This window comes from Salirhabdus euzebyi (genome assembly GCF_014207435.1).
GTDB lineage: Bacteria > Bacillota > Bacilli > Bacillales > Alkalibacillaceae > Salirhabdus > Salirhabdus euzebyi.
In genome coordinates this window covers 364,183-376,575 of sequence record NZ_JACHGH010000004.1, presented here as the reverse complement: position 1 = coordinate 376,575, position 12,393 = coordinate 364,183, and the positions used below count along the sequence as shown (strand labels likewise).

8 protein-coding genes are annotated in these 12,393 nt (G+C 34.9%); 7 read left to right on the top strand and 1 reads right to left on the bottom strand.

Annotated features, from left to right (window positions below):
* The first annotated feature begins 183 nt into the window (after positions 1-183).
* The 3 genes from HNQ94_RS08995 (at position 184) to HNQ94_RS08985 (ending at position 5,570) form a co-directional block, all read left to right on the top strand.
* Positions 184-1,149 carry an NAD-dependent epimerase/dehydratase family protein gene (locus HNQ94_RS08995; protein ID WP_174497882.1) on the top strand — a complete coding sequence of 322 codons (966 nt, stop codon included), beginning with the start codon at positions 184-186 and terminating at the stop codon, positions 1,147-1,149.
* A 159-nt stretch (positions 1,150-1,308) separates the two neighbouring features.
* Complete coding sequence (locus HNQ94_RS08990) at positions 1,309-4,356, top strand: efflux RND transporter permease subunit (RefSeq protein WP_174497881.1); 3,048 nt, start codon at positions 1,309-1,311, stop codon at positions 4,354-4,356.
* A gap of 56 nt (positions 4,357-4,412) precedes the next feature.
* The gene (locus tag HNQ94_RS08985; protein ID WP_174497880.1) at positions 4,413-5,570 is read left to right on the top strand and encodes an acyltransferase family protein; all 1,158 of its coding nucleotides are present in this window, start codon (positions 4,413-4,415) and stop codon (positions 5,568-5,570) included.
* A 24-nt stretch (positions 5,571-5,594) separates the two neighbouring features.
* Here the strand turns inward: HNQ94_RS08985 and HNQ94_RS08980 are convergent, their stop codons facing one another.
* Positions 5,595-6,878 (bottom strand): MFS transporter, encoded by a 1,284-nt coding sequence (locus HNQ94_RS08980; RefSeq protein WP_174497879.1) that lies wholly within the window; start codon positions 6,876-6,878, stop codon positions 5,595-5,597.
* A gap of 119 nt (positions 6,879-6,997) precedes the next feature.
* Here HNQ94_RS08980 and HNQ94_RS08975 point away from each other — a divergent pair, with 119 nt between their 5' ends.
* The 4 genes from HNQ94_RS08975 (at position 6,998) to HNQ94_RS08960 (ending at position 12,366) form a co-directional block, all read left to right on the top strand.
* Complete coding sequence (locus HNQ94_RS08975) at positions 6,998-7,813, top strand: helix-turn-helix transcriptional regulator (protein ID WP_246200089.1); 816 nt, start codon at positions 6,998-7,000, stop codon at positions 7,811-7,813.
* A 147-nt stretch (positions 7,814-7,960) separates the two neighbouring features.
* Positions 7,961-9,694, top strand: coding sequence for an ABC transporter ATP-binding protein (locus HNQ94_RS08970; RefSeq protein ID WP_174497877.1), 1,734 nt, complete (start codon positions 7,961-7,963; stop codon positions 9,692-9,694).
* Positions 9,691-11,433, top strand: coding sequence for an ABC transporter ATP-binding protein (locus tag HNQ94_RS08965; RefSeq protein ID WP_174497876.1), 1,743 nt, complete (start codon positions 9,691-9,693; stop codon positions 11,431-11,433). The genes HNQ94_RS08970 and HNQ94_RS08965 overlap by 4 nt, the downstream gene beginning before the upstream one ends.
* Positions 11,434-11,571: 138 nt before the next feature.
* Complete coding sequence (locus HNQ94_RS08960; protein WP_246200087.1) at positions 11,572-12,366, top strand: alpha/beta fold hydrolase; 795 nt, start codon at positions 11,572-11,574, stop codon at positions 12,364-12,366.
* The last annotated feature ends 27 nt before the right edge of the window (positions 12,367-12,393 follow it).

The following is a 12,393-nucleotide window of genomic DNA, read 5'->3' as shown; positions in this document are numbered from 1 at the left end:
TGAGGCCGTGCCCGTGGAAAGCGAAGTATTCTGCCGAAGCGGTCGTATGCACTCATCAAAATGCAAAGCTATAGTTATGTCGTAGTTTAAGGAAAGAAACCAACAATATATTAGAAAACAGGATTTATGAATATATTTTTTTACTAAAAAGTTAACACTGTTAACAAATGGAGGAATGAAAAAATGAACAATAGTGTACATGTAGTTTTTGGGGCCGGAGCACTAGGCGCCGCTGTTGTGAATGAGTTAGTCATGCAAGGCGAACACGTGAAATTAGTAAGCAGAAGTGGAAATGGTAACACCGCCGTACCACCAAATGTAGAAACAATAGCTTGTGATGCAGCGAATCAAATAAAAGTTGCAGAAATTTGCCAAGATGCCAAAGTCGTATATAACTGTATCGGTTTACCCTACAACCAATGGAACGAATTCCCTACAATTATGAAGGGACTTTTAAATGGAGTAGGCCAAACAAATGCTACCTTCGTATACGCTGACAATCTTTACGCATATGGACCTGTTCAGGGGGATATCAAAGAATCGAATCCATATAAACCGATAGGAACAAAAACAAAAATTCGCGCTGACCTTGCTGAAATGGTAACGTCCGCACATAAACATGGGAAGATAAAAGCGGTCATTGGCAGAAGTGCAGACTTTTTCGGTCCGGGTGTTACGTCATCCATATTAGGTACACAAGTTTTCGAGCATCTTATTCAGAATAAACCAGTAGATATACTCGGATCCATCGATGTCCCACACACTGTTACCTATATAAAAGATGTTGCTAAAGCATTAATTTTATTAGGTAGGACGGAAGAAGCATTAGGCGAATCATGGCACCTTCCTACTCTTCAAACAAGAACTATGAGAGAGCTAATACATATTGCGAGCGATTATCTGAATATAGAAGTTAAATATCGTATTGCTAATCGTTTCCTCATTCATGTCCTTAGCTTATTTAACGCTAATATGAAAGAATACAAAGAAATTTTTTATCAGTTTAACAAACCATTTGTAATGAATGATGATAAATTTAAATCTGCCTTCCAAATGGAGTTGACACCTCTTCAGGAAGCTATTAAAGATACAATTAACTGGTATATACAGGAGGAAAAAAACAAACCTCTTCATGTGGTACAAATTTAGAAATAACAAAAAGGTAGAATTAGCATAACCTAGCTGAATTATTACAAAATTAAGAATAGGTAAATCTTTTCACATTCACTTGTCAGACCAATATAAAAGGTTTAATATTTGGTGGTACTATTTTACTATATATACATTTTTTACATTAGGGGGATATGAATGAAGTTGTTACAATTTATCGTGAAACGCAAAATATTAATAGGGCTTATATTTGCGTTTATTGTTGTTGCTGGAATAATTTCCACTGACAAAATCGGAAAGAAACTACTTCCTACACAAACAATGGATGGGGTAGTTGTTCAATTAGTTGCTGGAAATTTAGAAGCCTTGAACATCGAGGAACAAATAGTCACTCCATTAGAGCAGCGTTTTAAAGACATTGATGGATTTGAAGAAATGGAGTCTACTATTAATTTAGGCATCTCCAGCACTAGGGTTTATTTTGAAGAGGGTAAAGGCGAAAAAGGACATGAAGAAATTCAGTCTATTCTAAATTCCCTTAGTCCTCAATTAAATGGATTACAAGATTACTATACATTCCAGATGTCATCTGATCAGCCATTCGAGTTTTTCATGGAAATTTCAAATGGGGATTTAGATGAAATGACTAGCTTTGCTAAAAATGTGTTAAAAACGAAATTAGAAGCTTTGCCTGAAGTGAGAGAAGTTGCTTTAACTGGACTGAAAGAATATGAAGTAAATGTACAACTTGATCAAGAAAAATTGAATGAACATGATGTCAACCCTACGCAAATATTCAACCTCATTCAAAACTCTAATACAACAACCTCTTTAGGTGAATTTACGGAAGAAGAAAACACTCCACTCCTAAGATGGGACACTACATACTCAAATATTGAAGATCTTAAACACCTACCAATACCCACAATAAACGGGAACGTCAACCTTGACGAAATTGCCGATATTACTCTAGAGCCAGTTTCTAAAGTATCAACGATTTGGAAGGAAGGAGAAACAGACCTCATTTTAGTAGAAATTGGTCGTGTTTCAGATGTGACGCAAATTGAAATGGCAAAAGCAGTTAGAGCTGAAGTGGAAGAAATAAGGAATGAGAATCTAGTAAAAGGGTTTCACTTAAACGAAATAGTTGCCCAATCTGATTACGTAGAAAGCTCCATTGATGGGGTTCAAGGAAATGTTTTGATTGGTGGAATTATTGCCCTTGTCATGTTACTACTATTCCTAAGAAATATCCGTGCAACCATTATAATAGGATTTGCCATTCCATCATCCATCCTACTGACTTTCACTGCCATGTGGTTGTTTGATCAGAGCTTTAATATGGTAACGTTAATTGCTCTTGGACTTGGAATTGGTATGATGGTAGATTCTTCTATCGTTATTTTAGAATCTATTTACCAGAAAAAAGAACAAGGTCTATCAAACTTTGACGCCGTTATTCAAGGAACAAAGGAAGTGGCATCAGCAGTAGTCGCATCAATGTTAACAACGATAGTCGTGTTCGTACCAATAGGTTTTGTAGAAGGAGAAATCGGGCTAATTGTATCTGTTTTAGCTATCATCGTGGCGATTACAATTATTAGCTCCGTTGTTGTTTCTTTCACCTTAATACCTACTTTAGCAGAGAAGTTTTTAAAGGTTGAGGTGACGAAGAAAAAGACTCAAGTAAAACCTTTCATCACATTTTACGGTTCCATTGTTCGCTGGATTACAAAAAAATTATGGCATCGCTTAATTGTGATTCTTCTGTTCATCGCCATTTTTATCGGATCTATTTCTCTACTTTCTAAAATCCCGATGAACGTTATGCCAGACATATATAATCGCTATGCAGAACTAATCGTGACAATGGAGGCTGGGTTATCAGAGGAAAAGGCAAATGAAACCATTACAGAAATGGGTAATAGACTTTCTGCTATAGAAGATGTTGAGACAAATTATGTGATCAAGGATGCTAATTCCTTAATTGTTTTGGTCAATATGACAAAAGATGAAAAAATTACAAGAGAGCAAAAAGATGTTAATGAAGATATCATGAGTTCTTTACGAGGAATGACTGACAATTATCCGATAGAGAGCGTTGCTGGAATGATGGGCGGCGGCGGAGGTTATCCGGTCCATGTTTTACTCAAAGGTCAAGATTTCGATAAATTAAATAGATTAGCGAGTAACTTTATAACAGAGCTAAACAAAATTGACGGCATAGTTGGAGCAAATCATTCGAATGAGAATCAATCAGAAGCAAAAAAGGTTATGCTGAATGAAAGTGCATTAGAAGAGGACGGAATAGCTTCGCTTCAAATCAAACAAATGATTGAAAATTTTTCCCTATCAATGCCTGTTGGGGAAATGCAGATAAATGAAGAATACGCTCCTATCACCATGTCATTAGGTGAACCTTTAGCAACAGAAGTTCAACTATTGAATAAGGAAATAAAAACGTTAAATGGAACAGAGAAACTTTCAAAATATATTTCACTTGAAACGATATCAGCACCAAATCAAATCGTTCACCATGATACAGAACGCGTCATTGTCATAAGAGCTGATATAGAAAATCGGGATTTAGGCGCCGTCAACCGAGATGTACAACAAGTCATCGAGCAATTCAATTTGCCAACAAATTACACGTTGTCACTTGCTGGTCAGTTAGAGGACCAACAACAAGCAATGAATGAAATGGTCTTAGTTCTTCTTACAGCCATTTTCCTAGTTTACGTTGTAATGGCAGTGCAGTTTAATCATTTAGCTCACCCAATTGTAGTCATGTCTGTTATACCGATGACCTTTGTGGGTGCTATTTTAGGATTATTAGTTACACAGCAAGAACTAAATATAATGTCCGGCGTAGGAGTAATTATGTTAATCGGAATCATTTTAAACAATGCCATATTACTACTTGATCGGACGAAACAGCTACGGAACGATGGACAGTCAATTGGAGATGCGCTTGTAGAGGCTGGAAAAAATAGATTACGACCAATCTTTTTAACTACGTTTACAACAGCAGGCGGAATGCTTCCACTTGCCCTAGCTTCTGGTACTGCTGGGAATTTCCAGTCACCCCTAGCAATCGTTATTATTTCGGGTCTATTGTTTGGTACCTTTATCACGCTTGTTTTAGTACCTTCTGTATACATGATTTTTAATGATATTGCTCGAGGGTTCAAAAAAATATTTTCTAAAAGTAATAAAAAAGTAATATCAAATTCAATAGAAGGCTAAATGATAACAGGGTAACCGAATGGGTTACCCTGTTTATTGGATAAGGAGAAGGAAGAATGAAAGAGTTAAACAATCGTCTTTATTACTTAGATAATGTTAAGGTTTTTCTAATCATGCTAGTTGTTGCTCATCACGCAGGACAACCCTACGGTGGATCTAATGGATTTTGGTATTTTGAAACAGATTTAGCTACTAACTTAGGAAAGTTTTTTTCCGTTAATGCAGCCTTTTTTATGAGTTTATTTTTTATGATTTCAGCTTATTTTCTCCCTGGCTCAATTGTCCGCAAAGGGAACAAAAAGTTTTTAAAAGAACGCTTTATTCGACTGGGAATACCTTTAATCATAGGTTTCTTTTTACTCATTCCAATTATTATGTATTTCTACTATATTAATTTTAGAAACTACGATACCATTTCTTTTCTTACCTATTATCAACATATTTACTTTGGAGGAATAGGTGCTCACCCTATCGACTGGAGTGGACCTAGTTGGCCAGACATGCAGTTTGCCCATCTTTGGTTTATTGAACATTTACTCGTTTATGCTATCATTTTTACAGCCTTTCGATATTTATTCATTAAGTTAAATCTTTTTGTTCGATTAACTATTCATTCGTTGACAAACTATCACTTACTTGGTTTCACCATTATTGTTGCTCTCATAACCTTTTTCGTCAGGATAGAAAACCCAATTGACCAATGGGTCGGGTTTCTTGGATTTATCCAAACAGAATATGCACACGTACCTCAGTATGTCTCTTTTTTTCTACTTGGACTTTTAGCTTACACCAATAATTGGTTTAACCAATTATCCCATCGGGTGGGTATTACATGGCTAACCATTGGTTTAGGGCTAGCTATTTTCCGCTATGTCACGGACCTTTCCTTTTATGCTGGGGGTGGAACAAGTATCAGTAGCATTATTTATGCATTTTATGAGACTTTTTTATGTACAGGATTATGTATTGGCATCGTTTATTTCTTTAAAGAATTTATGAACAAATCTAATAAGCTTTTACAGTTACTTTCGAGAAATGCTTTTGGGGTATATATTCTGCATGTCCCAATTGTTGTTGCTTTTCAATATAGTTTAAAAGATATTGGGCTTAATGCCATGTCTACCTTCTTACTTGTTACTCTTTTCGGGATAATCGGAAGTTTTTTACTGACCTATCTTATTCGAAAGATACCTATTGTAAATAAAGTACTCTAAAAGGAGGGGGACTAATCCCCCCACCTATCCATTTACTGGTATCGTAAGTGAAGGAGGTGTTTCCTTCTGTTCTACTCTCATAAATGGGATATGCACAATTATCTTTAATATCATTCCAACAGCTAAAATAATAAAGGTTAACAACAATGGATATTGATCAAGTACATAACCAAAAAACTTAAATCCAATAAATCTACCGAACGAAAAAATTAATAACATGATAGCTGAGTAGCGTCCGATTAAATGATTAGGAACCCTAATTTGATAAAAGGAAACAAAATAAACGCCGTAATTGCCAAACATCCAAAATATGACGAGCGTAATGAGACTGAAAAATAAAATCATCGCAATTTTTGAATTAGCTAGAAAGGTTGCGACAAAAGGAAGAGCAACGACTAATAGTGGTAAAACCGAAACAGACATACCAATTACCCCAATAAATATCCCCTTTGTCATTGTTGTTTTCCTCTTCTTCAAATACATCACGATAAATATACTAGATAAGGAGCCAATGGCTGCTGCACTTTCTACAATACCAACATCCAAATCTGTTCCATGAAAAATTTCTTTAATAATAAAAGGAAACCCAACTAAGACGATAGAAAACAAAAAGAAATGTGTTAAAAACCCATTTATAACTAAGGAGGTTAATTGTACATCCCCTTTGAATACTCCAAAACCCTCTTTAACACTTTTTATCATCGATTCTTTTTTTTGCATTATTTCATCTTTTATCCCGAAATGAATGAAACTAATTGTGAAAGCAGAAATAAAAAACGCTACAATATTGATACTTAAGTTTATCGTCAATCCACCTATCCCATAAAATAACGCTCCAAGAACTGGAGCAATAACTCTAATCGATTCCATTAAAGGTCTCTCCACAGCATTTGCATCAATTAACTCTTCTTTTTCTACAATATTTGGTAAAATAGAAACAAAAGCAGGGGTAAAAAAGGTTGAACAAATACCTAAAAAGAAAATTAAGATATAGACATGCGTTGGACTTATAGTATAAAAAATATCTACGAAGAGATAAATAAGCAAAACTAGTGCTCTCATTACATCTAAACAAACAATTAATTTTTTACGATTAATCCGGTCAACATAAACACCTGCGAATAATCCAAATAAGAGATTTGGTAATAAAGACAACACAAGTGCATTAGCAAACATACCAGCAGATCCGGTTAAGTCCAAAATATATAAGGAAAATGCAATTTGTAAACAAAGCGTTCCAAATAAACCGGTCCCTTGACTTATAGCATGTAAAGTGAAATTTTTATTTTTAAATAAGCTAAAATTCATATTACTCAATCCTTCTTTTTTACATTGAGTTTATATAGAAAATGAAATGATGGATAAGCAAATTGACCCTTAAATTTATGGTCCATTTTGCGGAGTTAGGAGTTGTCGGCGTGATTATAATGGAATCAAGACTTAAAAATATGGTTTTAGGGATATATGAATTAGGAAATAAAACGGCTGATGACATGCATGGACATGGGTCTATGTATCAAGTATCGATTCCTGTTTACGGAAACCCGCATATGCAATTTAATGATCAGCATAAAAACTTAATGAAATATGATGTAACGGTCGTTTCTCCGGGCGATCAACATAGAAACTTTGCTGATAAGGAGAAAATACGCCTCATGCTTGTTTCAGTGGATCAAGCATTTTTTAACACTGTCTTTTCCGAAATAACTGGTGAAAAAAAGCTAATAGAGTTCATGCCTTGGGGACATGCAAATGGAGAAGGAATAATAAAGCAAGTAGATCAATTTTTCAAGCGAACTCTTCTTTCCCCTGTAGAGGAAGTGGAATTAGAAGATTTTGAACATTCTATAGCAGAAAAGATTTTAACGATACAAAAGGGATCCCACTCCTCTAAGTGGGATAGGGATCATATTTCCATACAGCAACCTATTATAAAACTAGTACTAGAATTCATTCATGACCATTATGATAAGCCGCTCACCCTGCAAATATTATCGACAGCTACTGGTATTAGTAAAACCCACCTAAACCGTCTGTTCCGTCAGGAGTTAGGCAAATCCATAAGTGACTACATCAATCATATTCGGACAAAAAAAGCAGAACAATTAATGAAGGGAAAACAATTTACTTTAACAGAAATCGCCTTTGAAAGTGGTTTTGGCAGTATAAGTACGTTCGAAAGAGCCTTTCAAAAATATTATGGTATGACACCATCACAGTACAAAAAAATAGTCACTTTTTAAAGACTTAGAGATCTACTCTCTAAGTCTTTTATTTCGGACAAAACCAAAACGAAATTATAGTTACCTTACGAAGTAATTGATTGTTGTGTTATGAAGTAATTAATGTTACTCTTTAAAGTAAATAAAGTTCTCGATAAGGGTGATAATATGTTGATTCAAAAACCGATTCATTTGTTTCAGAAATATGCACTTCCTTATTGGAAGTCCCTCAGTTTTCTAGCCTTTTTTGTTATTGCTCATTCTATCTTGAGCTTAATCAATCCACATATCGTTAAATTCTTTATAGATACTGCAGTAGGAGGCGGAGCTTTTAGTAAGTTATTACAAGCAGCCGTGTTATTTTTTACCATCGCTCTCTTTACACAGTTATTTACTATTTGCAGTACTTTTGTAGGGAAAAAAGTTAGTTGGAAGTCTACTAATATACTAAGAACAGATTTAGTCTCCCACTGTCTCAAATTAAAAATACAGGACCACCACAAACAAAATCCAGGAGATTTAACAGAAAGAATTGACGGGGATGTAACTGCACTTTCAAACTTTTTTTCTAATTTTTTTGTTACGATTTTGAATAACGTATTAATATTATTGGGGATTTTAATTGTGTTTTATGTTGAGGATTGGAAGATTGGTGTTCTATTTACTGCGTTCACTTTTGCTGTTTTTCTCATTATTAATAAGTTTAGAGGGTATGCTGCCCCCCATTTTATGAAAGCGAGGAAGATTGCTGAAGAAACGTATGGTTTTACAGAAGAAAAAATTAATGGCCTCATTAGTATTCAAAAAAGCGGAGCAACAGCCCATATGATGAACAAGTTGAATGTCTTGCTGAAAAACAAGTTATTAACCGAACGAAAAGCATTGATGACAGCAACCGCTTCCCATTCGATAACGATGCTCACCTTCTCATTAGGCACTGTCCTAGCATTAGGAATGGGAACCTATTTATTTATGAAAGGGACAATTACCATTGGGTCTATTTATCTAATTTACACGTATTCCCAAATGCTAAGAGTTCCAATCGAACAAATATCGTTACAATTTGAGGACTTACAAAGATCGAGTGCAAGTATGGAGCGAATCATTTCCCTTCTTTCAACAAAAACAGAAACAACTAAAGGTGAAAAATCGAATTTCTGTCATCAGGCACCGACTATTGAATTCAAAAATATTACATTCGCATATGAACAGAATCAAAATATTTTACATAATCTTTCCTTTAAAGTGAAATCAGGAGAAGTATTAGCAATTATCGGAAGAACAGGATGTGGAAAAAGTACCATTGCTCGTTTGTTGACTCGCCTATTTGAACACCAACAAGGTGACATCTTCATAAACGGCAATAAAATTCAGTCGTACTCGATTGCTTCTATTAGGAATAATGTCGCTTACGTTACCCAGGAGCTTGAATTAATACATGGAACAATTAGAGAAAATATTGCCTTATGGGATGAAAAGATTACCGATGAACAGATTAAAACTGCATTTAAGCAATTAACAATTTGGGAATGGTTTGAGAGGCAACCAAAAGGTTTAGACACTCCCTTGGACAAAAACACATTGTCTGCAGGTGAAGCACAGCTCATTGGATTAACAAGAGTGTTCCTAAAAAAGCCACAAGTTATTATTTTAGACGAAGCAACAGCAAACTTAGACATTGCAACGGAAAAGTTGGTAATGGAGGCTTTAAAAAAATTACTTAACGGTCGAACAGCATTCATCATCGCCCACCGACTTAAAACCTTATATTATGCTGATTCTATTATGATGTTGGAAGAAGGTAAGTTACTAGAACAAGGTTTACGAGAAAACTTAGAGAAAAATCCCCTTTCTCATTACAATCAGCTTTTAAGCAAAGGGATGGAGGAGCAGTTGGCATGATTACCTTTAATCAATTATGGGTGTTAATTAAATTCAGACCCCTTTTATATGCTGCTAATTTCTTATTAGCTACCTTAGGATGGCTATTGTTTTTAATCCCAGCCTATATGAGCAAACACTTTTTTGATGAATTATCTGGCCATTCCAATCACTTTTTAGGGATTTGGGGATTACTTATATTATTTGCTGGGGGCCATATTTTTCGTATCATCATCTTTCTGATTAATCGATTTGTTGATGTAACCTACACCCAAAGTATCGGTGCCCTTATTAGGAATAATATTTTTCATAAACTTTATGAAAAACCCACTACTATTTACGGTGCTTCCAGCGGTCAAATCGTTAACAAAATAAAAGATGATGTCGATGAAGTTGGTTATTTTCTAAGTTTTATTCAGCTATTAGATGTTATCGGCAGTGCCATATTCGCTATCGTTGCAACCGTGATTATGGTAAACATTAATGCGATGATAACTCTTACTGTTTTTATCCCCTTGCTAGGGGTAACAATCATTGCTCATCGTGCTAAAAAAAGAGTGGATCAACTAAGAACAAAAAATCGTGAAGTAACAGAGAAAACTACTGGTTTTATGAATGAAGTTTTCCGAAATATCCAGACAATTAAACTGTCAAATGCAGAAACTCGAGTGGAAGCGGAACTGGAAAAGTGGAATGAGAAACGTACAAAAACGAATGTAGATGAGGCCTTATTTGGGTCAATTATTACTTCTACTTACACGAATATTGTTCAAATAGGTACTGGAATGGTCCTTCTGCTGGCAGCTCATGCCATGAGCAAAGGAGAGTTCACGGTTGGGAATTTTGCCCTATTCACCTATTTTTTAACGTGGATCACGACAATGATTGTTCGATTTGGTTCATTGACAGCAAACTATAATCGACTAAACGTATCGTTAGCCCGGCTAAATCGATTAACAGGTTCACCACAAGCAACAGTTACACACATTCCTTCTTTGTTTAAAGAACCTATGCCTGAGGGAAAACATTGTATACAGAAAAAGTTTGATGGATTAAAAATTAAAAATGGAACTTATGTTTATCCGAAATCCTTAAATGGTATTCATGACATAGACATACAAATTGACCCACAAACACTTACTGTTATTACCGGAAAAGTTGGCTCCGGAAAAACAACCTTACTACAAATGCTTATAGGTGTACTGCCAATTCAAAAGGGAGAAATTTATTGGAATCAAGAGAAAGTTAAAGACATACAGCAACATTTTGCACCTCCCATGTGCAGTTATATACCTCAAAAACCATACTTGTTCTCAGATTCTATTCACAACAATATTTTGTTAGGGAACTCATTTGATGAAAAGGAGTTTGCTGAAGTATTACACATAACATTGTTAGAGGAAGATTTAAGGAACAGTCTTGATCAATCCCATAAACATGTCGGGACGCAAGGAGCTAAATTATCAGGTGGACAAAAACAAAGAGTTGCTACAGCTCGGGCCATGTATCGTAAAGCAAATCTATTAATTGTCGACGATTTATCAAGTGCATTAGATATAGACACAGAAGCAAAAGTGTGGGATAGGTTATTAAACAGTAAAAGATATTCCTCCATCGTTGCCGTTACCAAATGCCAAGAAGTGCTAAAGCGTGCAGATACTATCATTGTATTAAAGGAAGGAAAAATAATAGGAAAAGGTAAGCTAGATTATTTACTTTCTCATTGTAAGGAAATGCAGTTGCTATGGGATGGAAAATAATACATTCACACAATAGTCATATTTAAGGATGTAATATAGAACTCTATCATTTATTATAGAAAGATGGGCTTTTCCACTCTTTTTAGAAGTCTATTAATATTTTTGGAATCGCATTCAGAAGATGATAGGAGGAAATCAGTGTTAGAACATGAGATTCACAGCAAAATAGCTGGCAACGAATACATCATTCTTCTTCACGGTTTTGGAGGAAATTCTAGTATTTTTTATAAACAAATAGAACTATATAAGAAATATTTTAACGTTATTACTATTCACTTACCCGGACACGGAAACTCTCCAAGTGTTCACACATACAAGGGCTTTTCCCATTCTCTTGTTGCTCAGGAAGTAGTGAAAACGTTAGATGTTTTAAAAATAAAAAAAGCACACTTTATCGGCGTTTCCCTTGGTTCGATTATCATTCATTGGATTTTAAAAGAAAGTCCAAATAGAGTGAAAAGCGCAATTTTAGCTGGAGCCATGACAAAATTCAATCCATTTTCTTCTCTTTTGTATTCGATAGGTAACTTAGTTAAAACTATTGTACCTCATCTTTGGATATACACTCTTTTTGCCTATATTATCATGCCAAAGACTAACCATAAAAAATCACGTTCTATATTTATAAGAGAAGCTAAAAAAATGAATAGAAAAGACTTTATCGGATGGTTTAATACGATGAAATATCTTAAACGCAGCTATGTAGGAGTTCCTTTAAAAGCAAAAGGGATCCCTAAACTGTATGTTTCTGGAAGAGAAGACCATCTTTTTCTTACATCATTACAAAAGGATATATTAAAAGATAAAGATGCCTCGATGAAGATTATCGAAAATTGCGGACATGTATGCAACATAGAGGGTTATGAATTATTTAACCAGTTAACTATTGCTTTTTTAAACACAAACAAAAATATTGTACGCCAAATTTCATAGTTTTTCTTAACTCACACAGCTACTAAA